The 24914-nt window shown below is 70.7% G+C and carries 20 protein-coding genes; 3 read left to right on the top strand and 17 right to left on the bottom strand.

What is annotated here, in order from left to right:
- Positions 1-129: 129 nt before the first annotated feature.
- From DEJ17_RS07190 to DEJ17_RS07130, 13 genes are all read right to left on the bottom strand, one after another.
- A complete protein-coding gene (locus DEJ17_RS07190; RefSeq protein ID WP_110892744.1) occupies positions 130-1404 on the bottom strand; it encodes an FtsQ-type POTRA domain-containing protein in 1275 nt (424 codons plus the stop codon).
- Positions 1401-2822 carry a UDP-N-acetylmuramate--L-alanine ligase gene (murC, locus tag DEJ17_RS07185; protein WP_110892743.1) on the bottom strand — a complete coding sequence of 474 codons (1422 nt, stop codon included), beginning with the start codon at positions 2820-2822 and terminating at the stop codon, positions 1401-1403. Before murC ends, DEJ17_RS07190 begins: the two co-directional genes overlap by 4 nt.
- Positions 2819-3916, bottom strand: a complete 1098-nt coding sequence (gene murG / locus DEJ17_RS07180) for an undecaprenyldiphospho-muramoylpentapeptide beta-N-acetylglucosaminyltransferase (protein WP_110860151.1) — start codon at positions 3914-3916, stop codon at positions 2819-2821. The genes murC and murG overlap by 4 nt, the downstream gene beginning before the upstream one ends.
- A complete protein-coding gene (gene ftsW / locus DEJ17_RS07175; protein WP_110892742.1) occupies positions 3913-5178 on the bottom strand; it encodes a putative lipid II flippase FtsW in 1266 nt (421 codons plus the stop codon). Before ftsW ends, murG begins: the two co-directional genes overlap by 4 nt.
- A complete protein-coding gene (gene murD / locus DEJ17_RS07170; RefSeq protein ID WP_110892741.1) occupies positions 5141-6676 on the bottom strand; it encodes a UDP-N-acetylmuramoyl-L-alanine--D-glutamate ligase in 1536 nt (511 codons plus the stop codon). The genes ftsW and murD overlap by 38 nt, the downstream gene beginning before the upstream one ends.
- Before the next feature lie 4 nt (positions 6677-6680).
- The gene (gene mraY / locus DEJ17_RS07165) at positions 6681-7784 is read right to left on the bottom strand and encodes a phospho-N-acetylmuramoyl-pentapeptide-transferase (protein ID WP_110892740.1); all 1104 of its coding nucleotides are present in this window, start codon (positions 7782-7784) and stop codon (positions 6681-6683) included.
- A complete protein-coding gene (gene murF, locus DEJ17_RS07160; protein WP_110892739.1) occupies positions 7781-9289 on the bottom strand; it encodes a UDP-N-acetylmuramoyl-tripeptide--D-alanyl-D-alanine ligase in 1509 nt (502 codons plus the stop codon). Before murF ends, mraY begins: the two co-directional genes overlap by 4 nt.
- Positions 9286-10932 (bottom strand): Mur ligase family protein, encoded by a 1647-nt coding sequence (locus DEJ17_RS07155; RefSeq protein ID WP_110892738.1) that lies wholly within the window; start codon positions 10930-10932, stop codon positions 9286-9288. The genes murF and DEJ17_RS07155 overlap by 4 nt, the downstream gene beginning before the upstream one ends.
- 14 nt (positions 10933-10946) lie before the next feature.
- Entirely contained in the window at positions 10947-12716 is a 1770-nt protein-coding gene (locus DEJ17_RS07150; RefSeq protein ID WP_110892737.1) for a penicillin-binding protein 2, read from the bottom strand.
- Positions 12717-12765: 49 nt separating this feature from the next.
- Positions 12766-13473, bottom strand: a complete 708-nt coding sequence (locus DEJ17_RS07145) for a hypothetical protein (protein WP_110892736.1) — start codon at positions 13471-13473, stop codon at positions 12766-12768.
- 1 nt (position 13474) lies between these two features.
- Positions 13475-14440 carry a 16S rRNA (cytosine(1402)-N(4))-methyltransferase RsmH gene (gene rsmH, locus DEJ17_RS07140; protein WP_110892735.1) on the bottom strand — a complete coding sequence of 322 codons (966 nt, stop codon included), beginning with the start codon at positions 14438-14440 and terminating at the stop codon, positions 13475-13477.
- A gap of 106 nt (positions 14441-14546) precedes the next feature.
- On the bottom strand, positions 14547-14978 hold the full coding sequence (mraZ, locus tag DEJ17_RS07135; protein ID WP_017886616.1) for a division/cell wall cluster transcriptional repressor MraZ: 432 nt from the start codon (positions 14976-14978) through the stop codon (positions 14547-14549).
- A gap of 696 nt (positions 14979-15674) precedes the next feature.
- The gene (locus DEJ17_RS07130; protein ID WP_110892734.1) at positions 15675-16070 is read right to left on the bottom strand and encodes a DUF3040 domain-containing protein; all 396 of its coding nucleotides are present in this window, start codon (positions 16068-16070) and stop codon (positions 15675-15677) included.
- A 96-nt stretch (positions 16071-16166) separates the two neighbouring features.
- Between DEJ17_RS07130 and DEJ17_RS07125 the strand changes: the two genes are divergently transcribed.
- Complete coding sequence (locus DEJ17_RS07125) at positions 16167-17285, top strand: polyprenyl synthetase family protein (RefSeq protein ID WP_027465241.1); 1119 nt, start codon at positions 16167-16169, stop codon at positions 17283-17285.
- Between the two features lie 132 nt (positions 17286-17417).
- Here the strand turns inward: DEJ17_RS07125 and DEJ17_RS07120 are convergent, their stop codons facing one another.
- Positions 17418-17774 (bottom strand): Rv2175c family DNA-binding protein, encoded by a 357-nt coding sequence (locus DEJ17_RS07120; protein WP_181421097.1) that lies wholly within the window; start codon positions 17772-17774, stop codon positions 17418-17420.
- Positions 17775-17946: 172 nt separating this feature from the next.
- Here DEJ17_RS07120 and DEJ17_RS07115 point away from each other — a divergent pair, with 172 nt between their 5' ends.
- Entirely contained in the window at positions 17947-19233 is a 1287-nt protein-coding gene (locus DEJ17_RS07115) for a LysM peptidoglycan-binding domain-containing protein (RefSeq protein ID WP_258366695.1), read from the top strand.
- A gap of 82 nt (positions 19234-19315) precedes the next feature.
- The gene (pknB, locus tag DEJ17_RS07110) at positions 19316-21388 is read left to right on the top strand and encodes a Stk1 family PASTA domain-containing Ser/Thr kinase (RefSeq protein WP_110892811.1); all 2073 of its coding nucleotides are present in this window, start codon (positions 19316-19318) and stop codon (positions 21386-21388) included.
- Between the two features lie 292 nt (positions 21389-21680).
- Here pknB and DEJ17_RS07105 read toward each other — a convergent pair whose 3' ends face one another.
- The 3 genes from DEJ17_RS07105 to DEJ17_RS07095 all read right to left on the bottom strand — a co-directional run bounded on the left by DEJ17_RS07105 (position 21681) and on the right by DEJ17_RS07095 (position 24897).
- A complete protein-coding gene (locus DEJ17_RS07105; protein ID WP_110892733.1) occupies positions 21681-23066 on the bottom strand; it encodes a class II 3-deoxy-7-phosphoheptulonate synthase in 1386 nt (461 codons plus the stop codon).
- 104 nt (positions 23067-23170) lie between these two features.
- The gene (locus DEJ17_RS07100; RefSeq protein WP_017886609.1) at positions 23171-23896 is read right to left on the bottom strand and encodes a 1-acyl-sn-glycerol-3-phosphate acyltransferase; all 726 of its coding nucleotides are present in this window, start codon (positions 23894-23896) and stop codon (positions 23171-23173) included.
- A gap of 47 nt (positions 23897-23943) precedes the next feature.
- Positions 23944-24897: an ROK family glucokinase gene (locus DEJ17_RS07095; protein ID WP_017886608.1), complete on the bottom strand. Its 954-nt coding sequence runs from the start codon at positions 24895-24897 to the stop codon at positions 23944-23946.
- Between the last annotated feature and the right edge of the window lie 17 nt (positions 24898-24914).

The raw sequence follows: 24914 nt of genomic DNA, 5'->3' as shown, positions 1-24914 counted from the left end.
TCGAACCCTCAACCTCTACTTGAAGTTCAGGGGCAATGCTGGTAGATGTGGTGCTGGCTTCGACGCTACGGGTGCGTTCGGCGCACTGTCGCCCCGCCACGCCGCGTGTCGCCGATCAGGTCCGGCAATTCAGTCCTTCGCGCGGATCACGCCGTTGTCCGGTGCCGACACGTCGTACTCGACGACGACGCCGGGGTTCCGCGCCGCGTGGTCCTTGACCAGCGCTGCGAGCAGTTCGGCCTTGGCGTCCGAGTCGTCCGGGCTCCCCCACACGACGGTCGAGCCGTCCTTGAGGGTCAGGGTGACGTCGTCGGCGGTCGACCCGGCGACGCGCGTCACCTGGGACCGCACGGTCGACGGCAGCGCCAGCACGACCTCGGTCATCGTCCGGAAGCTGGAGGATCCGAGGCGCGCACGGGCGATGTCGGCGAGGGGCATCGAGGCCGGACGCTTCGGTGACGACTGCACCACGATGCCGGCGGGGTCGACGAGGTCGAACGTGCTGCCGGACCGCACGGCGACCACCGGCGTGCGCTCGGTCACCGTGACGACGAGCGTGTGCGGCGGGGCCTCTTCGGTGACGTAGCTCTCGATGAGCGGGAACCCGGCCACGTCCCGCTTGATCGCGTCGAAGTCGAGCCGCGCCAGGGGCGTGCCGATCTGGTCGGACAGCGCCTGGCGCAGCGCGGCCTCGTCGACGCGGTTCGTGCCCTTGACCTCGATCGTGCGGAGCGCCATCAGCGGTGAGAACACCGCGACGAGGATGGAGACCCCGAGCACCAGGACGACGCTCGCCGCCGTGATCCAGGCGGCGCGGCGGTGCCGGCTGCGGCGCGTGAACCGGCGGACCTCGGCACGCTCGAGCAGCCTGCGGCGACGCTTCGCGATGCGCGCCTCACGTGCGGTCTCGGCAGCGCGCACGCGCGCCCCGATGGGCACCTCGGCATGGTGGTCCGCACGGGAGGCACCGCTCGCGTCGAGCACGTCGGTCACGGTCGCGTCGTGGTCTGCTCCACCGCTCGTGGCCGCTCGTCGTTCCGCCTCGCGTCGGTCGGTCTCCGGGTCCCGGTGGTCCTCGTTCGGCGTGTACTCGCGGAGCCGGTCGGCGACCGCGCCGAACCCTGCCCCGAGACGACGGCCCGCGGCGCCCGCCATGGCGCCGACGCGGTCCCGGTGGGAACCCGTCGGGTCAGCGTCGGTCTCGTGTGCGGGCGTGGGCACGACCGTCTCGTCGACCGGGGGGTCCGGGACGGACGCGGGACGGGCCTCCCGGTCGTCGGCTGCGCGACCGCGGAACGGCAGCCGCGGCTTCGAGGGACCACGACGCTGCCGGGGCGCTTCGGCGGCCTCGGCCGGGGCGTCCTGGCGGGCGGCCCCCTCGTCGAACCCCTCGGGGCGCTTCACCGGGACGACGCTCCGTCGTCGTGGAGCGCACCCAGCACCTGCGGGATGATCCGGTACACGTCGCCGCAGCTGAGCGTCATGATGATGTCGCCGTCCTGGGCGACAGCGGCCGCACGGGCCGCTGCGTCGTCCCAGTCGGGCAGGAACTCGACGCGCGACTGGTCGGCGAAGCGCTCCTGCACCAGGGCACCGGTGACCCCGGGCTCCGGGTCCTCGCGGGCGCCGTAGACGTCGAGCACGACCGTGTGGTCGGCGAGTTCCTCGTAGACCTTCGCGAAGTCACCGGCCATCAGGCGGGTGCGCGAGTACAGGTGCGGCTGGTGGATCGCGATGATGCGACCGTTGCCGACGACGTTGCGGGCGGCCCTGAGCGCCGCGGCGACCTCGGTCGGGTGGTGGGCGTAGTCGTCGTAGACCGAGACGCCGCGCTCGACACCGTGCAGCTCGAAGCGGCGCTGGGTACCGCCGAACGCCTCGAGCCCGCGGATCGCGTCGGCCGGTGCGACGCCGAGACCGGTCAGGACCGCGAAGGCGCCGACGGCGTTGATCGCGTTGTGCCGACCGGGCACCCGGAGGGTCAGGTGGTAGGCCTCGCCACCGGCACGGAAGTCGACCTCGACACCGGCGGACTCGGTGATTCCCTCGATGCGGACGTCCGCGTCGACGGCCTCGCCGAACGTGACGATCTCCGGAGCGTCCGGGCGGCGGCGGATGCCGGCCGTGACCGTCTTCGCACCGGCGTCGTCGCTCGAGATGACGACGCGCTCACTCGCCTTCGCGGCGAACTCGACGAAGGCCTCCGTGAAGGCCTCCTCGCTGCCGTAGTGGTCCAGGTGGTCGGCGTCGACGTTGGTGACCAGGGCCACGGCGACGTCGTAGAGCAGGAACGAGCCGTCGGACTCGTCGGCCTCGACCACGAACAGGTCGCTCGACCCCGGGGCCGAACTCGTGCCGAGGGACTGGATGACGCCGCCGTTGACGAAGCTCGGGTCGAGGCCGAGCTCGACCATCGCGGTGACGATCATGCCGGTCGAGGTGGTCTTGCCGTGCGCTCCGGCGACCGCGACCAGGCGGTGCTCGGCGATCAGCGCGGCGAGGGCCTGCGAGCGGTGGAGCACCGGCAGTCCGCGGCGCTGTGCCTCGAGGAGCTCGGGGTTGTCGGGCCAGAGGGCGCTCGTGACGACGATCGTGTCGGCCTGGCCGACGTTCGCCGCGTCGTGACCGATCTGCACGGTCGCGCCGAGGTCGCGCATCGTGCCGGTCGTCTCCGTCTCGCGGGAGTCGCTGCCCGTCACGCGGTGCCCCGCGGCGAGGAACATCCGCGCGATCCCGCTCATGCCCGCGCCGCCGATGCCGACGAAGTGCACCGTGCCCAGGTCGTCCGGGATCGGCTGGGTCAGGTCCGGCTTGATGGTCATCGTTCCTCCGTGGTGCTGGGGGCCTGCTTCGCGGCGTCGAGGACCAGGTCGGTCATCCGGTCGGCGCCGTCGCGGTGGCCGACGCTGCCCGCGCGCACGGTCATGTCCGCGATGCGGGAGCGGTCCTGCAGGATGCTCAGCAGCTGGAACGTCACCCAGTCCTGGTCGAATTCCCCGTCGGCCACCAGGACGGCTCCCCCGGCGTCGACGACGTCCTTCGCGTTGTGGCGCTGCTCACCGTTGCCCACCGGGTACGGCACGAGCACGCTCGGCAGCCCGACGGCGGTCAGCTCGCACACCATGCCGGCACCGGAGCGCGACACGACGAAGTCACTCGCCGCGTACGCCAGGTCCATCCGGTCGCAGTAGGGCAGCACGTGGTAGCCGTCCAGGTCGCTGGGGCCGATGTCCGAGGCGGCACCCACGACGTGCAGGACCTGCCAGCCGGCGCCCACGATGGCGGCGGCGGACTCGTTGATCGTCCGGTTGATGCTCCGCGCACCCGAGGAGCCGCCGGTCACGAGCAGCACGGGTCGGTCCGGGTCGAGTCCGAACTCGGTGAGCCCCTCGGCCCGGACGGCGCGGCGGTCGAGTGACTCGATCTCGCGACGGAGCGGCATGCCGACGACGCGGCCGTGGCGCAGGCGCGTGTTCGAGAAGGTCAGGCCGACGTGCTCGGTCAGGAAGGCGGCGAGGCGGTTTGCCAGCCCGGGCTTGGCGTTCTGCTCGTGCACGACGATCGGGGTGCCGGTGCGGCGCGCGGCGATGTACGCCGGAGCGGCCGCGTAGCCACCGACGCCGAGGACCACCTCGATCTCGTGGTCGCGGATGATCTGCTCGGTCCGCTTGACCGCCGCCGCGAAGCGCTGCGGGAAGCGCAGGGCCGCGCCGTTGAGCTTCCGGGGGAACGGCAGGCGCGGGATCGTCAGCAGCTCGTAGCCGCGCATCGGGACGAGGCGGGACTCCAGGCCCTCGGCGGTGCCCAGCACGAGCACCTCGGCGCCCGGCTCCCGCTCGGTCAACCGGTCGGCGACGGCGAGCAGGGGGTTGACGTGGCCGGCGGTGCCGCCGCCGGCGAAGAGGTACTTGCTCACCGCGGTGATCCGTTCGTGGAGGTCCGGCCGATTGGGGCGTTCGTCAGGCCGGGGTCGTTCTTGCCGGGCAGGTCACGGGCGAAGGAGAGCACGACGCCGATCGCCACCAGGGTCATGATGAGGGCCGAACCACCGGCCGAGATGAGTGGCAGGGGCACACCGAGCACGGGCAGCAGGCCGAGGACGACGGCGATGTTGATGAGTGCCTGGCCGATGATCCACGCGAGGATGCCACCGGTGACCGTCTTCACGAAGGGGTCGCGGGACTGCCGGATGATCTTGATCATGCCGACGGCGAGCACCACGAACAGGCCGAGCACCACGACGGCGCCGATCAGGCCGAGCTCCTCGCCGATGATCGCGAAGATGTAGTCGTTGTCCGCCTCGGGCAGCCAGGACCACTTCGCCTTCGAGTTGCCGAGACCGACGCCGAACACCCCGCCGGACGCCAACGCCCACATCCCGTGGACGGGCTGCCAGCAGATGTCCTGGTACTGGCTGGTGTCGGTGCAGCCGGAGAGCCAGGCGCTGATGCGGGTCGAGCGCGAGGCCGACGCCATCGTCACGAAGGGCAGCATCACGGCGAACGCGGCGAGGCCGACGAGCAGGTGCCGGGCGCGGACGCCGCCGATGTACAGCGCGCCGAACACCAGGATGAGCATGACCATCGCGGTGCCCTGGTCGCCACCGAGGACGACGAGTCCGAGCGACAGCATCGAGGCGATCCCGATCGGGATGAAGACCTCTTTCCAGTCGTCGAGCTTGTCCCGCTTGACGTAGATGATCGCGCCGATGCCGAGCACCAGGCCGAGCTTCACGACCTCGGACGGCTGCGCGGTGAACGAACCGAGCTCGATCCAGTTCCGGTTGCCCTGGATGTCGATGCCGAGCGGGGTGAACACGAGCAGCTGCAGCACGAGCGCCGCACCGAGCAGCCGCATCGCCCACTTCCGCCAGATCCTGGTCGGGACCCGGCTCGCGATGAGCATGAGCGGCACACCGAGCACGGCGTACAGGCCCTGGCGGGACGCCGCCCCGAAGAAGTCGTGGGTCGCTGCGTACTCCTCGACGCTGGACGAGGACAGCACCATGACGACGCCGAAGACGACGAGGAACAGCGTGACACCGAGGATCGTGTAGAAGGTGCTCGACTCCGCGACGAAGACGTTCTTGACGGCGACGATCGCACCGTTCGTCCGTCGTGGGGTCGTCGCGGTCCGGCCGTTACGGCTGTTCGGAAGATCCGTCGGTGTCGTCGCCATCGACTTCTCCTCCCAGGTGCTCGTTGACCGCGGCCGCGAAACGCTGCCCCCGGTCGGCGTAGGAGCCGAACTGGTCGAACGACGCCGCCGCCGGGGCGAGGAGGACGGTGTCGCCCGGCCTCGCGACCGATGCGGCATGCCGGACCGCCTCGCGCATGACCTGATCAGTGTCCGTCGTCTCCACCTGGAGCACCGGGACCGTGGACGCGTGTCGCGCGAATGCCTCGAGGACCGGGGTCCGGTCGGTGCCGATCACCACGACCGCGCGGACACCGGGGCCGAAGCGTTCGACCAGGCCGTCGATGTCGACGCCCTTGAACAGCCCGCCGACGATCCACACGACGGTGTCGAACGACGCGAGCGACGCGGTGGCGGCATGCGGGTTGGTGGCCTTGGAGTCGTCGACCCAGGCGATGCCCTCGGACTCGGCCACGAGCTCGGTTCGGTGGTGGTCGGCGCGGAACGCCCGGACGGCCGCCTGGATGGCGCTCGGCTGGACGGTGCCGGCACGGGCCAGTGCTGCGGCGGCCAGGACGTTCATGGTCATGTGCGGGCTGGCGAGCCCGGCTGCCTCGAGGTCGGCGATCGTCGACAGCTCGAGTGCGCTGTTGCGACGGTCCTCGTTGAAGGCTCGGTCGCACAGGACGTCCTCGACGATGCCGACGTCACCGGGCGCCGGGACGCCGGGGGTGAAGCCGACCGCACGGCAGCCCTCCACCACGTCGGCCTCCTGCACCATCCTCCGGGTGGCCTCGTCCGAGGTGTTGTAGACGCACGCCATCACGGTGCGCTCGTAGACCTTCGCCTTCGCGGCGCGGTACGCCTCGGCGGAACCGTGCCACTCCAGGTGGTCGTCGGCGATGTTCAGGCAGGCGCTCGCGAGCGGCACCACGGCGCCGTCGCCGGAGGTCGCCGTGTAGTGCAGCTGGTGGCTCGAGAGCTCGACGACGAGCACGTCGTACCCGACCGGATCGCGGACGACGTCGAGCACCGGCACGCCGATGTTCCCGCACGCCACGGCGCGCAGGCCGCCGGCCTCGTACATCGCGGTCGTGAGCTGCGTCGTCGTGGTCTTGCCGTTCGTGCCCGTGATCGTGATCCACGGAGTGGCGACCGGGCCGCGGACGACCTTGTCGCGGACGCGCCATGCGAGCTCGATGTCGCCCCAGACGGTGCTGTTCGTCACCGACCACTGCACGGTGGCGTTGTGCGGGGGCAGCCCCGGCGACACGATGACGACGTCCGGTGCCTGCTGCACCAGGGCGTGCGGCACGGTGTCGAGCGGCGTCTGCACGAACCGGGCGCCGATCACGTCGAGCAGTTCGACGCTGTCGGCGGGGGCGTCCGACGAGTAGACCGTCACCTCGCTGCCGAGTTCGACGAGCGTGTCGGCGACCGAGAACCCGGTGGCACCGAGACCGAGGACGGCGACGTTCAGCCCCTTCCACCCCTCGGAGTACCAGCTGTCGAGGGAGTTCAGGCGGGACGGCGAGGACACCGGGTCAACCAACGCGTGCGATCCATTCGAGGTAGAAGAGTCCGACCCCCGCCGCGACGAAGAGCCCGGCGATGATCCAGAAGCGGACGACGACGGTCACCTCGGCCCAACCCTTCAGTTCGAAGTGGTGGTGCAGCGGACTCATCAGGAAGATGCGCTTGCCGTGCGTGATCTTGAAGTACGCCCGCTGCAGGATGACCGAGCCCGTGACGATGAAGAACAGGCCACCGATGAGGATGAGCAGGAGCTCGGTGCGGCTGAGGATCGCAAGACCGGCCAGGGCACCGCCGAGGCCGAGCGAACCCGTGTCACCGAGGAAGATCTGCGCGGGCGAGGTGTTGTACCAGAGGAACCCGATGAGCCCGCCGCAGACCGCGGCCGCCACCACGGCGAGGTCGAGCGGGTTCGACACGGTGTAGCAGGCGTGCTCCGTGCTCGCGTCGAGCCGGGCGCCGCCGCAGATCTGGTTCGACTGCCAGAAACCGATGATGACGTACGACCCGATCGCCAGGATGCTCGACCCGGTCGCCAGGCCGTCGAGCCCGTCGGCCACGTTCACGCCGTTCGACGTGGACACCGTCAGCAGGACGATCCAGGCGAGGAACAGCACGGTGCCGATGACGGTGCCGAGCGCCATGAAGTCGAGCCACGGCACGTCGCGGATCGCCGAGATCATCGTCGATGCCGGCGGCTTGCCGTTCGACGTCGGCACGACCAGGGCGATCGTCGCGAAGATGACGCCGACGATGACCTGGCCGAGGACCTTGGCCCAGCCGCCGAGCCCGAGACTCCGCTGACGCCGCACCTTCAGGAAGTCGTCGATGAAGCCGACGAACCCGAGCCCGACCATCAGGAACAGCACGAGCAGCCCGGACAGCGTGATCGAGTCACGCCCGACCAGGTGGCCGACGAAGTACCCGATGACCGCACCGATGATCAGGACGATGCCGCCCATGGTGGCGGTCCCGCGCTTGGTGTGGTGGGACTGCGGGCCGTCGTCACGGATGAACTGCCCCCACCCGAGACGGTGGAAGAGCTTGATGAAGAACGGGGTGAGCAGCAACGTGAACACCAGCGACGTGGCGCCGGCGACGAGGAGCGCGATCATTCGGTGACACCTCCGAGGCGGTCGCCGAGGAATCGCAGTTCGGCAGACTTCGAGGACTTGACGAGGACGACGTCGCCGGGGCGGAGCATCTCCTGCATGGCACGGACGGCGTCGTCGACGTCCTCGATGTACACGGACTCGCCGTCCCACGATCCCTCGAGGGTGGCGGCCTGGTGGATGGGCATCGCGCCGCGGCCGACGACCACGAGCTGTCCGATGCCGAGGCGGACGACGAGCCGACCGATGCGGTCGTGCTCCTCGACCGAGAACTCGCCGAGTTCGGCCATCTCCCCGAGCACCGCGACGGTCCGCTCCCCCGGACGCACGATCTGCGCCAGGGTCCGCAGCGCCGCCGCGGTGGAGTCAGGGGACGCGTTGTACGCGTCGTTGATCACGGTGACGCCCTCGGGGCCGCCCTGGAGCAGCTCCATGCGCCAGCGCTCGGCGCGCGTCATCGACGCGAGCGCCGCGGCGCCGTCGGCGAGCGGGACGCCCCACAGGTGGGCGACGGTGAGCGCGGCGGACGCGTTCATGGCGTGGTGCTCACCCAGGATCGCGAGGCGGACGTCGACGTGATCCGGGCCTCCAGACAGGGTCGCGTCCGTCGGACGCTCGCCTTCGGTGCGGACGGGAGGCGCGGTGAGCGTGAAGCGGGTGCCGCTGCGGTCCGTCTCGATGCCGGTGATGCGGTAGTCGGCCTCGGCCGACGTGCCGAAGCCGACCACGTGCGCAGCCGTCAGGTCTCGCATCGACGCGACGCGGTCGTCGTCGACGTTGAGCAGGGCCGTGGCGGTCTCGGGAAGGTCGGTGACCATCTCGGACTTGGCGCGCTGCGTCGCCTCGATGCCTCCGAACTCGCCGGCGTGCGCGAGGCCGACCTTGAGGACGACGCCGACGTCGGGCTCGGCGATCGAGACGAGCTTGGCGATGTGGCCGACGCCGCTCGCGCCCATCTCGACCACCAGGTACCGGGTGTCGTCCGTCACGCGGAGCATCGAGATCGGTGCGCCGACGTGGTTGTTGAACGAGCCCTCGGGCGCGACGGTCGCGCCGTGCTGCTCGAGGATCGTGCGGAGCATGTTCTTCGTGCTCGTCTTGCCGTTCGAGCCGGTGATGCCGACGACCCGCAGGGGCGCGGGGCGACCGTCGGCGTCGACGCGGTCCGCGGTGCTCATCCGGACGCGCGTGACGACCTCGTGCGCGAGCGCGGCGAGGGCCTCGTACCCGTCGGTGACGACGATCTGCGGCGCGGTCGTGTCCACGCGCTCGGGCGTGATCACCAGGGCGGCACCGGCGTCGACCGCGGCGGGCACGAAGCGCCGGCCGTCGGTGACCTCACCGGGCAGGGCGAAGAAGACGCTGCCGGGGCGGACCAGGCGCGAGTCGGTCTCGACCGAGCCCTCGACGACCAGGTCGCCGGGCTCGGCGACGTCGGTCGCCTGCGCGCCCCCGATCAGCTCGCCTCCGACCGCGGTGGCGATCTCGGCGAGGGTCATGGCGATCATCGGAGGTCCTCCGCCGGACCGGAGTTCGGCTCCCAGCCGGCCTCGCGCAGGGCCGCGCGGGCCTCGTCGCGGGCGGAGTACGGCGTGCGGACGCCCTGGATGTCGCGGTAGTCCTGGTGACCCGGACCGGCCCAGAGGATCGAGTCCCCCTCGCCGACCAGGCTCACGGCCGTGCGGATCGCGGCCTCGGGCGGGCTGACCTCGTGGATCTCGTGGTCGGGGTAGGCCGCACGTGCGGCGTCGACCAGGGTCTTCCGGATCGACGCGGCGTCCTCGAAGCGCGGGTGGTGGTCGGTGACGACGAGGATGTCGCTGCCGGCCGCGGCCACGCGGGCCATGTCGCCGCGCTTCGTGGTGTCGCGGTCGCCGTCGGCGCCGAACAGCATGAGGACCTTGCCGGACGTGAACTGCCGGACCGCGCCGAGGGTGTTCTCGAAGGCGTCGGCGCTGTGGCCGAAGTCGACGTAGACGCTCGGGCCCTGCTCGCCGGAGACGCGCTCGGTGCGGCCGGGCAGGTAGCACTCGATGGCGGAGACGCGGTGCGTCTCGCCGTCGCGCTCGCTCGCGTCGTCCTCGTCGGGGTAGCGGCGGTGGTTGCTCTCCAGCGCGTGCGCGATGGCACCGAGCTCGAACCCGCCCTCGACGAGCATGACGATCGCGAGTGCCGCGTTCGCCGCCATGTGCCAGCCGATCAGCGGCACACGGGTGGTCAGCTCGCGGCCCTCGGGGCCGGTCAGGCGGAACTCGGTGTAGGCGGCGTGCGCCTCGACGATGTCGACGTGCCACTCGGCCTCGACGTCGGGGTGCACCGTGATCGTGGTGACCGGGATGCGGGAGTCCTGCACCACGCGGTGGCCCCAGTCGGTGTCCAGCGAGACGACGCCACGACGGGCGTGCTCGGGCTGGAACAGCGGGAGCTTCGCCTGGTAGTACTCCTCCATGTCGGCGTAGTCGTCGAGGTGGTCGTGCGACAGGTTCGTGAAAGCCGCGACGTCGAAGACGATGCCGTCGACGCGGTGCCGGCTGAGGGCCTGGGCGCTGACCTCGACGGCGACCGCACGGACCTCGCTCTCGCGCATGCGGGCGAGGAGCGCGTGCATCTCGCTGGCCTCGGGCGTGGTCAGGCGGCTCGTCACGCTGAGCGAACCGATGTGGCGCTCCGCGGTCGAGCTCAGGCCGGTGACCAGGCCGAGCTGCTTGAGGATGCCCTCGAGGATGTACGACGTGCTCGTCTTGCCGTTCGTGCCGGTGACGGCGAACAGCTGCGGCAGGTCGGTGGCCTCGTCGGGGTGGGTGCGGTAGACCCACGCCGCGACGTCGCCGAGGGCGGCGCGGGGGTCGTCGACCACGAGCACCGGCAGCCCGGACGGCTCGACCAGTGCGACGCCGTCCTGGTCGGTCAGGACGGCGACGGCGCCGCGCTCGGCGGCCTCCGTCGCGAACTGTGCGCCGTGCCGGTTCGCACCGTGCACGCCGACGAACAGGTCACCCGGCTGCACCTCGGTGGCGCTCAGGGTGACCCCGGTGGTCTCGATGCTGTCGACCGAGCCGACGACTCGCAGACCGAACGCGTTGGCGAGTTCGGAGACGGCCCTCGGGGTCGGGTGTTCGGGTCGGAGGACCGGGGGGATCCGTGCGGACAAGTGTTCCTTCTTCCTCACCACGTGGACGGGTAGAGCTTCGCCTCGGACGCGGAGGGGGCTACTCGGTACTTCTCGAGCACCTGGGACATGAGTGTGCGGAACGCCGGAGCCGCTCCGCTGGACCACTTGTTGGTCTGCGGCTTCGTGAACGTCACCGTGACAACATACTGGGGGTCTTCGGCGGGTGCCATTCCGGCCACCGACGTGATGCGCTGACCGCCGTAGCCCTGCGACCCCTCGGCCACCTCGGCGGTCCCCGTCTTCGCGGCGATGTTGTAGCCGGAGATCGGCTTCATGCCCACCAGCGTGCCACCCGTGACGACGCTCTGCAGCATGCCGGTGACCTGCGTGGCGGCGGCCGCGGTGACGACCCGCTGCTTCTGCACGTCGGGCGCGTCGATCGTCTTGCCGTCCGCCGTGGTGCAGCCCTTGACGAAGTGCAGCGGGATCCGGACACCGTCGTTCGCGATCGTCTGGAAGACGCTCGCGACCTGCACCGCTGTCGTCGAGATGCCCTGACCGAACATCGAGTTGATGTTCGTCTGCTGGTCCCAGTTCGGGCTGGTGCCGTAGTCCATCGAGGGCTGGCCCGGGTAGTCGATGGCCGTCTCCGGCTCGAACAGCCCGAACTTCTTCATGTAGTCGAAGCGCTGCTGGGCCGTGAGCCGTGCGCCGAGCTCGGTGATGCCGACGTTCGACGAGTTCTGCAGGATCCCGGTCAGCGTGAGGTTCTCGGTGGCGTGGAACTCGGAGTCGTGGATCGTGCCGCCCCAGGGGAACGTGCGCGAGTACGGCACGACCGCCTGGTCGGTGGGACTCGACTTGCCCTGGTCGAGCAGCGCGGCGGCGATGGCGGCCTTGATCGTGGAGCCCGGCTCGTACGACGCCGTCAGCGCACGGGAACCGAAGGCGCCCTTGTCGGTCGTGGCGTCGACGTCGTTCGGGTCCACCGTCGGGTAGTCGGCGACCGCCAGCAGCTCACCCGTCTTGACGCTCGTGACCGTCGCCGTCGCGGACTCCGCCTGCAGGGTCTTGGCGGCGGACGCGATGGTCTGCTGCGCCATGTACTGCAGGTCGCTGTCGATCGTGGTCTGGAGCGTGCCGCCGTCCTTGGCCTTCTTCGTGGTCACGGTGCTGCCCGGGAGCTGCACACCGTCCTCGCCGCGCTCGTAGGTCTCCGAGCCGTTGGTGCCCGCCAGGCACTGGTTGTAGGAGTACTCCAGGCCGGCCTGGGCGCCGTCGGTGCCCATGAAGCCGGTCAGGTTGCCCGTCGTCGCACCCGTCGGGTACACCCGCGCCGCCTGTGGCTCCGGGTACAGCCAGGGGATGCCGAGTGCACGCACGGCCTCGTAGTGCTGCACGTCGAGGCCCTTGACCAGGTACGCGAAGTCGGACTTCGGGTTCGTGGCGATGTTCTTCCGCATGGTCGCGACGTCACCACCGGACGCCTTCGCCAGCGCACTCAGGGCGGTGCCGACGCTGACGTCCTTGATGCGGGTGCCGCCGAGCTTGCCCTTGAAGCCCTTCACCAGGCGCGGGGAGGTCGTGATGTTGTACCGGGTGACGCTGTCGGCGAGTTCGGTGCCGTTGCGGTCCACGATCGACCCGCGGGTGCCGTAGATCGTCACGGGGATGCTGCGCTTCTGGGCCGACGCCTTGTTCAGCTCCGACGCCTGGACGACCTGGATGTCGACGAGCCGCACCACGAACACCCCGACGAGGGCGATCACGGCGAGCATCACGATGCTGTAGCGCAGGCGTCGGTTGCGGATCGTCTTCGTCACGCGGTGCGGTCCTTCCCGGGCGGTGCTGAGGGTGCGGCGGACCCGCCGGTCACCGGGTGGAGGGCGCCTGGAGCGGGTTCGCGTCGGACTCTACGGACGACTTCGCCGTCCCCTGGTCCGACGCGCTGGCGCCGCTGGTCTTCTCAGACGTGGCGGTGCTGTCGGTGGATCCCGTGGTGCCCGTGGCGCCCGGCGTACTGCTCGCCTCGCTCGACGTGCCGGTCGTGCTCGTCGTGCCCGTCTCCTTGCTCGTCGACGTGTCCCCCGGCTTCGTGGCCAGCGGGACGTCGTTCAGCAGCGAGTTCGGCACCTGGTTCTCGGTGGACGCCGTGGCCTCGTCGGGCTTCGCCGGCGTCGGCGTGCCGTACACCCGACCGGTCTTCGGGTCGAGGTACACCGGCGTCGAGTTCGCGATCATGCCGAGCGACTGGGCGTTGCGGGCGAGGTTCTGGGGCGAGTCGAGGACCCGGAGCTGCTCGGACAGCGACTGCTGCGTGCGGGACAGGTTCGTCTGCTCGGCCGACAGCGAGTTCAGCGTGTAGGCGCCCTGACTGAGCACCATGCTGATGCCGAGCTGGGCGAGCAGCAGGATCCCGAGCGCGGCGACGGCCACCACGGCGTACCCGATGCGGGGCCGCGCCCGGCGCTGGGCCGCGGTCGGGGTGACCTCGACCAGCTCGGGGCGGTGCTGACGGTCGGGGCGCGGGGCCCGCGACGGGACGACCGCAGGGTCGACGAGTGCGAGGTTCGTGCTCATGTCAGTTCCGGATCCGCTCGGCCGCGCGCAGGCGCACGGGGGTTGCTCGGGGGTTGGCGGCGCGTTCGGCCTCGTCGGCCAGCTCGGCGCCCTTGACGATCAGGGAGAAGGTGGGGGCGTGCTCGGGCAGCTCCACCGGCAGGCCGGCAGGGGCGCTCGACTTCGTGCGCTCCACCAGGGCCCGCTTGACGATGCGGTCCTCGAGGGACTGGTACGACTCGACGACGATCCGACCACCGACCGCGATGGCGTCGAGCGCCGCAGGGATCGCCCGCTCGAGCACGCTCAGTTCGGCGTTGACCTCGATGCGGAGCGCCTGGAAGACGCGCTTGGCCGGGTGTCCCTGGCGCTGGATCGCGACCGGGGTCGCGTCGTGCAGCACCTGGACCAGGTCGCCGGACATCTCGAACGGCTTCGTCGCCCGCCGCTCGACGATCGCGCGGGCGTAGCGGCCGGCGAGCTTCTCCTCGCCGTAGCGCTGGAAGATGCGGCGGAGTTCGCCCTCGTCGTAGGTGGCCAGGACGTCGGCGGCGGTCTGCCCCTCGGTCCGGTCCATCCGCATGTCGAGCGGGGCGTCCTGGCTGTACGCGAACCCGCGCTCGGCCCGGTCGAGCTGCAGCGAGCTCACGCCGAGGTCGAAGAGCACGCCGTCGACCTTCGTGAAGCCCTCGCCCTCGATCGCGTCGACGATGCCGTCGTACACGGTGTGCACGAGCCGGACGCGGTCACCGAAGCGGGCCAGTCGCTCCCCCGCGATGCCGAGTGCGTCGGTGTCGCGGTCGAGTCCGATGAGCGTGAGCTCCGGGAACCGCTCGAGCAGGCCCTCGGAGTGGCCACCCATGCCGAGCGTGGCGTCGACGACGACCTTGCCCGGACCCTCGAGCGTCGGCGTGTACAGGTCGACGATGCGCTGGAGCATCACCGGCGTGTGCGGGAAGCGTGGCGTCTCGTTGTCGTTGTCGGCCATGTGCAGCCCCTCGTCTCCTGGGCCGTGGGTCCGGATTCCCATCCATGCGACCTGACACCGGGGAAGTGGCGTCAGGGCTTCACGGCTGGGAGTCCCGATCCGCGGATCAGAAGATCCCCGGGATCACCTCCTCGTCGTTGTCGGCGAATGCCTCTTCGGCTTCGGCGTAGTAGGCCTCCCACGCGGGGGTGGACCAGATCTCGGCACGGTCACCGCTGCCGATGACCGTGAGGTCCCGCTCGAGCCCCGCGTACTCGCGGAGGTTCTGCGGGATCGTCACGCGGTTCTGCTTGTCGGGCTGTTCGGCGCTGGCCCCCGAGAGGAACAGGCGCATGTAGTCCCTGGTGCGCTTCGACGTCATCGGGGCGGTCCGGATGCGCTCATGGAGTTCCTCGAACGTCCGAGCACTGAAGACCACGACGCAGCGTTCCTGGCCGCGGGTCATCACGAGCCCGCCGGACAGTTCGTCCCGGAACTTGGCGGGGAGGATCACGCGACCCTTCTCGTCGAGCTTCGGGGCATGAGTACCGAGCAGCACGTCGGGCCTCCCCTCCGCTCCACCGGACCGTTGCAAGCCCCACTTTACTCCACTCCCCTCCCCGCGTGCAGGATTCCGCTCCCTTTTCCGCCTGCGCCACCCCTACTGGGGGCACGGACACCGGAATGCATCCCGCGGGGATGACCTCAGATGCCTGGATCCATGCGGTTCGCGAGCGCCGGAGCAGACGTGGAGGAAAGTGGAGGACTTTCGCAGCCGGTGAAGCACTTCGGGGCGCGCCGCGGGCTCACGACGCCGAGTGGCCACGAACTGTCGCTCGCGCGGGCCCCAGCCGACAGTTCCTGCACCCTCGGCGGCCAGCACGCGGCATGTCGTGACCACTTGCGCACACACCGGCGGCGGTCCACCCCGGCCTGGAGGCCCGTCCCACCGCCGCCGCGGTGCTCACGCGGGCGCACGTCGGCTCCACCACGCCCGGCCGCCGGTCAGCGCATGGTCAGGACGTGCCGCCGCCGCGACGCCGAGTGGTCACGACCCGTCGCTCGCGCGGGCCCCAGCCGACAGTTCCTGCACCCTCGGCGACCCGCACGCGGCGTGTCGTGACCACTCGCGCGGGCCCGACCCCGGCCGGACACCGCAACAAGAACCCCGGCCTCCCCCGGAAACACGAAACGGGGCCGACCCGAAGGCCGACCCCGTGGAGGAGTGTGGAGGGAGTCCTACTGACTCCGGTCGTTACTGACTCTGGTCGTTGCGCTTGTCCCAGCGCTCATTCATCCGGTCCATGAAGGATCCGCCACCACCGGCGGACGGGCGCGCCGCCCCACCGGACGCAGGCCTGCCCGGCCGAGCGGGCTTCGCCTTCGGGGCACGCATGCCCGGGCGCAGCGCGAACAGGACACCGGCGAGCATCACGACGAAGCCGAGGATGCCCAGCAGCGGTGCCTTGATGACGAGGCCGACGATGACGATGGCGACCCCGGCGAGGGCGCCGAGGACTCCGAGCGTGATGGCTGTGTACGTCGGACGACCCTGTCGACGTGTGACACGAGCCACGAAATCGGAATCGTTCTGGTAGAGGCTGCGCTCCATCTCTTCGAGAAGGCGCTGCTCCTGTTCCGAGAGCGGCATCTTGGTTCCCTCTGTTCCTGGGATCGACGCGGGGTTGAAAAACGCGGGTTGAGTGGACCGATTCTATGCCTCGACCACTCCACTAGGGTAGGGATCGTGGCTGAGAGTACGCGATTAGTGGACCTCGTATCGGCGCGTATCGACCGGGCACTCGACGAGCAGCGTGAACGGCTCCTCGCGATCAGCCCCGACCTCGCTCCGTTCGACCGGTACGCCCGAGACCTGTTGTCCGGCGGCAAGCGCTTCCGGGCCCTGTTCTGCTACTGGGGGTGGCAGTCGGTGGCGGGCCGTTCGGGCTCGTTCGACCCGCTGGCCGAGGGGTCCCGGCAGACCACCGCCGAGGCGGTCGTCACGGTCGCCGCCGCGCTCGAGGTCTTCCACGCCGCCGCCCTGGTGCACGACGACATCATGGACCGCTCGGACACCCGTCGTGGGCGTCCGGCCGCGCACCGCCGGTTCGAGTCCCTGCACGAGGAGTCCGGCTTCGTCGGCGACCGCGGGCAGTACGGCACGAACTCCGCGCTGCTCCTCGGCGACCTGCTGCTCTCGCTGAGCGACTCGGTCTTCGACGAGGGCCTCGCGCTCCTCGACCCGGTGCGGGCCCGGATCGTCCGTCAGGAGTTCCACGCGATGCGCCTCGACGTCACGGCCGGACAGTACCTCGACGTGCACGAGGAGACCGCCTGGCCGGTCATCGACGAGTCCGAGCACCTGCTCCGCGCCCAGCGCGTCATCGTCTTCAAGTCGGCGAAGTACTCGATCGAGGCTCCGCTGGTCATCGGCGCCCTGGTCGCCGGTGCGAGCGACTCCCAGCTCGAGGGCCTTCGCGCCTTCGGACTCCCCCTCGGCGTGGCGTACCAGCTCCGCGACGACATGCTCGGGGTCTTCGGCGACCCCGAGGTCACCGGCAAGCCGGCCGGCGACGACCTGCGCGAGGGCAAGCGCACCGTCCTCATCGCCTCGGCGCGCAAGACCCTGGCGAACGGCCCGCGGCAGCTGCTGGACGAGCTCCTCGGAGACCCCGACCTCGACGAGGAGCAGGTGCAGATGCTCCGCGCGACCCTCACCGAGTCGGGTGCCGTGGCCGCCGTGGAGCGGTCGATCGAGCGGCACGTCCAGCGCGCCAAGGCGGCGCTCGACGCCTCACCGCTGACGCCCTCGGCGCGCGAGCAGCTCGCGTCGCTGGCCGACACGGTCAGCCGCCGGTCGTCCTAGACGCCTTCGATCCGCCGGCCTCGCAGGCTCGCCAGGCGCTGGCGCCGCGCGCCGCTGGCGCGTCGCACATGCGGGGCGCGCAGGAGGCCCGTGGCGACACCGCCACGGGCCTCCTGTCCGTCCGGAACGCGTCTAGAGCAGCGACTGGGCGACGCGACGCACCTCGGCCTTGTGACCGGCGCGCAGCGCCGCGATCGGCGTGGTGCCCATCGCGTCGTCGACGGTGAGCATCCAGCGCACCGCCTCGTCGTCGGTGAAGCCGTTGTCGCCGAGCACGATCAGCGTGCCGCGGAGTTCGGGCATGGGCTCGCCGTCCTCGAGGAACTCGACCGGCACCCGCAGGACACCGCCCACGCGGGCTGCCAGCAGGGTCTTCTGCTCGAAGAGTCGGTGGATCCGTCCGGGGCTCGTGCTGAACATGTCCACCAGCTCGGGGACGGTCAGCCAGCGTTCGGAGAGGGACAGGTCGTCGGCGGGTGCGGCACTCACACGCCCATGGTGCCAGAGTGACCGCCGGAGTGAATCCGCCTCGTTCGTCACATTCGTCACATCCACCCCATCTGACTCTCTGGTTGACTTGGGAATCAGGCCATGCCAGCGTTGTGGCACCTGTGAGTGCGCGCATGCGTGCGCACGGCTCAGTCGAGATCAGGAGAAACCCGTGGACCACGCTGCAGACGAAGTCGCCCGGCGCGCACGATCCGCCCGCTTCGCCACCATGCCCATCGTCCTCGCGGGCACCATCGCCGTGACCGCCGGCCTCACCGGTCCGGTCGCGCACGCCGAGCCGCGGCACGACGACGCCGACGCGAACCACAAGCGCCACGTCGACCAGGACCGCGTCGTCACCGACCACCCGGTGTTCGGCACCGCCGTCGCACGGCCGTCGCAGACCGTGGTGCGGACGGTCGCCGCCACCGCGAAGGCCCCCACCGCGGCTGTGCCCACGAGCTACACGGTCCACCACGGCGACACCGTCTCGGGCATCGCCGCCCGGTTCGGCCTGTCCGCGCAGGAGATCCTCGTGCGCAACGGCCTCGGCTGGAACACGATCATCCACCCCGGGCAGACGCTGCACCTGGCGTCGACCCCCGCCGTCACCACCGCCGCGGCACGGACGTCCGGGTCGACCGGCGGCTCCGGCTCGGACACCTCGAGCTACCACGTGAAGCAGGGCGACACCGTCTCCGGCATCGCGTCCCGCGTCGGCGTGTCGACCACGGCGCTCCTCAGTGCGAACCAGCTGTCGCAGCGCAGCGTCATCTACCCCGGCCAGACGCTGCGGGTGCCGCACGGCACGTCATCGACGCCCGCGGTGTCCACCGCCTCGGACCCGGCGACGAAGTCGAGCGTGAAGATCAGTGCCGGTGACACCGTCGCCTCGATCGCAGCCGCCCACCACGTCTCCGTCAAGTCGCTCCTGTCGGCCAACGGCCTGTCGTACACGAGCACGATCTACGCCGGCAAGACGCTCGTCATCCCGTCGTCGAACGCCTCGGTCGCACCCGCGGTCGCCGCCAGCGCAGCGGTCAGCGGTGCCGTCGGCCTGAGCGCCGAGCAGCGCCAGAACGCTGCGACCATCGTCTCCGTCGGTCGCTCCCTCGGCGTCCCCGACCGCGGCATCGTCGTGGCCCTCGCCGCCGCGATGCAGGAGTCGAGCCTCCGCAACCTGCCGCACGGCGACCGCGACTCGGTCGGGCTGTTCCAGCAGCGTCCGAGCCAGGGCTGGGGCAGCGCGGCGAAGCTGCAGGATCCGGCGTACGCCACCAAGCTGTTCTTCGGCGGGCGGAACAACCCGAACGCCGGCAAGACCCGCGGGCTCCTCGACGTGCGCGGCTGGTCCTCGATGAGCATCACCGACGCGGCGCAGGCCGTGCAGCTCTCGGCGTACCCGAAGGCCTACGCGAACTGGGCGAGCGCCGCCGAGGGCTGGCTGGCGACCCTCTGAGTCTCATCCGGAAGATCGAGATTGGGTCACGGCCGGTGCGCCGGTGCGCCCGACTGCAGTCTCGATTCGTAGAATGCCGCCGATGACCACCAACGCCGCCACGGATCCGATGATCGGTCGCATGATCGATCAGCGGTACCGCGTCCGCTCCCGCATCGCGCGCGGGGGCATGGCGACCGTCTACCTCGCGACCGACGTGCGCCTCGAGCGACGCGTCGCGATCAAGATCATGCACGGGCACCTGGCCGACGACCAGGCCTTCCGTGAGCGCTTCATCCAGGAGGCCCGGTCCGCCGCCCGGCTGTCGCACCCGAACCTGGTCGGCGTCTACGACCAGGGCGCCGAGGGCGAGATCGCCTACATCGTCATGGAGTACATCCCGGGCATCACGCTCCGGGACCTGCTGCAGGAGCACCACGCGCTGACGCCCGAGCAGGCGACGGACATCCTGCGCGCCGTGCTGGCCGGACTCGCCTCGGCCCACCGCGCCGGGATCGTCCACCGTGACCTGAAGCCCGAGAACGTCCTGCTCGCCGACGACGGCCGCATCAAGCTCGGTGACTTCGGCCTGGCCCGGGCAACGACCGCGAACACGGCGACCGGCGCGGCACTGCTCGGCACGATCGCCTACCTGTCCCCCGAGCTCGTGACGCGCGGCGCCGCCGACTCGCGAAGCGACATCTACGCGCTCGGCATCATGCTGTACGAGATGCTCACCGGCGAGCAGCCGTACAAGGGCGAGCAGCCGATGCAGATCGCCTACCAGCACGCCAACGACTCCGTGCCGGCACCGAGTGCCGCCGTGTCCGGCGTGCCGCCGGAACTCGACGAACTGGTCGCCTGGTCGACAGCGCGTGACCCCGAGGACCGCCCCCGCGACGCCCGCGAGATGCTCGACCACATGTCGGGCAACCAGCAGCGCGCGACCGGCCAGTACCGCACGGCCGTGCTCCGCCCCGAGAACGGCACCGCGATCCTGCCCTCCGGTGGCGCCGGCACCCTCGGCGCCGCGGCGGCCGCAGCATCCGTCGGGGCCGCCGGAGCAGCCGCCGACCAGACCGCCATCATCGACCGGTCCGGCGACCGTGACACCGGCGACCGCGGTCGGGCCCCTGCCCGTCCTCGCGGCAACGCACCGGGACCCCGTCGCACCGGAGCCCAGCCCGGCGTGCTGTCCCCCGCCGGACAGCGGCTCGCCGACCAGTCGGCGAAGCGCCGCAAGCGCGGCTGGGTGCTGCTGTCCGTGGTCGTGGTGCTCGCACTGATCGGAGCCGGCTTCGGCTGGTACTTCGGTCCGGGGCCGGGTGGCAACGTGCGCATCCCCGAAGTCACGGGCAAGTCGGTCTCGCAGGCCCGGCAGCTGCTCGAAGCACAGGGCCTGCAGGCGGCGTCGAAGACCGGGACACGGTTCGACGCCGTCGTCGCGAGGGGGCAGGTCTCCACGACGAAGCCGGCCGCCCAGCGCGAGGTCCAGAGGGGCACGGCGGTGCAGATCGTCGTGTCGAACGGCCCCCGGATGATCCCCCTGCCGGCGATCGTCGGGCAGCCGCTCTCCACGGTGACGGCCGCGCTCGACGACGACTTCGAGTTGCAGGACGACCGGTACGAGTTCTCCGCCGACGCCCCGAAGGACACCGTGATCGCGGCGACCGGCCGGGCTTCGGGTGGCAAGGCCCTCGACCTCACCACGGTGAAGGCGTACGGCGAGACCGGCCAGGTCACCCTGACGGTGTCCCTCGGTCCGGTGCCGGACGTGGTCGGGAAGACCGTCGACGAGGCCTCCGCCGCACTCGACGACGCCGGACTCATCCTCGGCGCCCGCACCGAGGAGTACAGCGAGACCGTCCCCACCGGGCAGATCGTCTCGGCCGCCGTGCAGGACTCCCCCGCGGTGCGCGGGTCGGCGGTGGACGTCGTCGTGTCGAAGGGCCCGACGCCGATCACCGTGCCCGAGGACGGCGTCGTCGGGGCGACGATCAACGAGGCGACGAAGACCCTCGAGGACCTCGGGCTCAACGTCTCCGTGCCCGACTGCACGAACATCCTCTGCGGCTTCTACGACTGGAAGTCGAAGCTGCCCGTCACCGGCACCGACCCGGGGGCCGGCGCCACCGTCCACCGCGGCGACACGATCACCCTGTCCTACGACCAGTAGGGGCCGGGGAGGCGCTGCATGGGCGGGGTGGCCCGCCAGAACGACACGGTCTCGCCCGATCGCGCCGACACCGTTGCGAAAGCGACAGTGTGGCGCCACCGATCGGCAGCACACTGTCGCTTTCGCGAGCGGCAGATGATGACGCTCCGCACCCTCGGCCGTGGACGCCACCCCAGGACGGACGGGAGGCCCGTGGCGGCGCAGCCATGGGCCTCCCGTCCGTCACGCGAAAGCGACAGAACCCCGCGAACGTGCCGCGGGGTTCTGTCGCTGCGACGAGACGGTTCCCGCGCTACGCGCGGTCGGGCTGGTGCGCGCCGAGTTCCTCGGCCACCAGGAAGGCGAGCTCGAGGGACTGCATGTGGTTGAGGCGCGGGTCGCACAGCGACTCGTAGCGGGTGGCGAGGGTGGCCTCGTCGATGTGCTCCGAGCCGCCGAGGCACTCGGTGACGTCGTCACCGGTGAGCTCGACGTGCATGCCACCCGGGTACGTCCCGACCTGGCGGTGCGCCTCGAAGAAGCCGAGGACCTCGTCCACGACGTCGTCGAACCGGCGGGTCTTGTAGCCCGTCGGCGTGGTCAGGCCGTTGCCGTGCATCGGGTCGGTGACCCACAGCGGGTTGGCGTCCATGCCCTTGATCGCCTCGAGCAGCTTGGGCAGCTCATCGCGGATCTTGCCCGCACCCATCCGCGTGATGAAGGTCAGGCGACCCGGCTCACGGTTCGGGTCGAGCTTGTCCACGAGCGCCTTCATGTCGTCGACGCTCGTCGTCGGGCCGAGCTTCACGCCGATCGGGTTGCGCACCCGCGACAGGAAGTCCACGTGGGCACCGTCGAGGTCACGCGTGCGCTCACCGATCCAGATGAAGTGCCCGGAGGTGTCGTAGGCCAGGCCGGAGCGCGAGTCGATGCGGGTCATCGGGCGCTCGTAGTCCATCAGCAGCCCCTCGTGCGAGGCGTAGAACTCGACGTGCTTGAGCGCTTCGAAGTCGGCCCCGCAGGCGTCCATGAAGCGGATCGCGCGGTCGATCTCCTTGGCGAGGTGCTCGTAGCGGGCGTTCGCGGGGTTCGAGGCGAAGCCCTTGTTCCACGAGTGCACCTGGCGCAGGTCGGCGAAGCCCCCCTGCGTGAAGGCACGGACGAGGTTCAGCGTCGAAGCAGCGGTGTGGTAGCCCTGCACCAGACGGCGCGGGTCTGCCGTCCGGCTCTCCGGCGTGAAGTCGTAGCCGTTCACGATGTCGCCGCGGTAGGCGGGCAGCGTGACGTCGCCGCGGGTCTCGAAGTCGCTCGAGCGGGGCTTGGCGAACTGCCCGGCCATGCGCCCCATCTTGATGACGGGCATCGAGGCGCCGTAGGTCAGCACGACGGCCATCTGCAGGATCGTCTTGACCCGGTCGCGGATGGAGTCGGCCGTGGCACCGGCGAAGGTCTCGGCGCAGTCGCCGCCCTGCAGCAGGAAGGCCTTGCCCTGGGCAGCAGCAGCGAGCCGCTCGCGCAGCTTGTCGACCTCGCCCGCGAACACGAGCGGCGGGAGCGTTGCGATCTCGGCCGAGGCGGCCTCGGCAGCGGCCGCGTCCGGCCACGTCGGCTGCTGCTTGATCGGGAGCGTCCGCCAATAGTCGAGCCCCTCGATGACGTCCGGATCCTGCAGGGCGACGAAGTCGGTCGACTCGAACAAGGGCGTTACCTCGGTGTTCTGTGCGGGCGGCCCGACGACGCTGACGGCACCTGGCCGCGCGTCGCACGATGGGCGTCCTGGCGGGGTGCCGGGACCATCAGAGCCTAACGTGCAGGCGTCGACTTCCGTTCCCGCATGACGGCCTCGCGCGCGGAGCTCGCCCGCTCCTTCACGCTGGTGGCGTAGACGTCCACGTACTCCTGGCGGCTCAGCCCGGCGAGCTCGTGCATGACCTCGTCCGTGACGCTGCGCAGGATGAAACGGTCGGTCTCGAACCCCTGGAAGCGGGAGAAGTCGAGCGGCTTGCCGAACACGACCCCCACGCGCTTGATCTTCGGGAAACGCTGTCCGATCTGCTGCACCTCGCGCGTGCCGACCATCGCGACGGGGACGACGAGCACGCGCCCTTCGAGGATCATCCGGGCGATGCCGGTGCGGCCGCGGTAGAGCTTGCCGTCGGGGCTGCGGGTGCCCTCGGGGTAGATGCCGAGCTGCTCACCGCGCGCCAGGACCTGCAGGCCGGTGCGCAGCGAGGCCTCGGACGCCTTGCCGCCGGAGCGGTCGATCGGCAGCTGACCGATCGCGTTGAAGAACGTCTTCGTCGCCCAGCCCTTCAGCCCGCGGCCGGTGAAGTAGTCGCTCTTCGCCAGGAACGACAGCCGACGGTCGAGCACCGCGGGCAGGATCACCGAGTCGATGAACGAGATGTGGTTCGACGCGAAGATGACCGGGCCCGTGGTGGGGACGTGCTCCCGCCCGACGACCCACGGCCGGAACAGGGTGAGGATGAGCGGGCCGAGCACGAAGTTCTTCAGCAGCCAGTAGGTCATCGACGACTCCAGGTGGTGGGTGGCCCGGGTGGTGGGAGGGCCCGATGCTACGCCGTGCGGGCGTGGATGCGGGCGAGGTCGGCGGCACCGACGACGCCGGCGTCGTTGACGAGCTCGGCGATCACGAAGTCCGGCTCGGGGTGGTACCCGCGGGCCGGCAGGTTGTTGAGGTACGCCTGCTTGATCGGGTCGAGCAGCCGGTCCCCCGCGCTGGCGACGCCGCCGCCGAACACGAAGAGCTGCGGGTCGAGCACCGCGGACAGCGACGCGCACGCCTCGCCGAGGTGCCGACCGAGCCGGCGGAGTGCCGCGAGGGCGCCCGGGTCGTCGGCCAGGATGAGGTCGCCGACGATCTTGCCGTCGAGCTGTCCACCGTTGTCGGCGCGGGCGTCGGCCAGGGCCGAACCGATGCCGCCGGCGTCGGCGACGTCGTTCGCCATGCGCTGCAGGGCACGGCCGGAGCCGTACTGCTCGATGCAGCCGCGGGCGCCGCAGCCGCAGGGCAGGCCGTTGGGGACGATGCGGAGGTGGCCGATCTCGCCACCGGTGCCGAAGCCGCCGCGGAACAGACGGTCCTCGGTCACGATGGCCCCGCCGACGCCCGTGCCGATGGTGAGCATCGTCATGTCGGACACGAGGCGACCAGCGCCGAACCGGAACTCGGCCCAGCCGGCGGCGTTCGCGTCGTTGTCGACCGTGATGTGCAGGTCGCCGAGGCGCTGCTGCAGCTTCTGGCGGAGCGGTTCGTTCCGCCACCGGATGTTCGGCGTGTAGTAGACGATCGACTGCGAGGCGTCGATGAACCCGGGGGCGGCGACCCCCACGGCGCCGACCTGGTGGAGCGAGCTGAGTCGCTCGACCATCGAGACGACGTCGTCGAGCATGGCGTTCGGGTCCGCAGCGTTGGTGGCCACGCGGTCCTCGGCGACGATCTCGCCCAGTTCCGTCACGACCGCACCCGCGATCTTGGTGCCCCCGATGTCGATTCCGATGGCGTGCACGAGCAACGAGCCTACCG

It is taken from the genome of Curtobacterium sp. MCSS17_011 (assembly GCF_003224275.1).
Taxonomy (GTDB): Bacteria; Actinomycetota; Actinomycetes; order Actinomycetales; family Microbacteriaceae; genus Curtobacterium.
The sequence above is the reverse complement of the archived record's forward strand: the minus strand, read 5'-3'. Positions and strand labels throughout refer to the sequence as shown.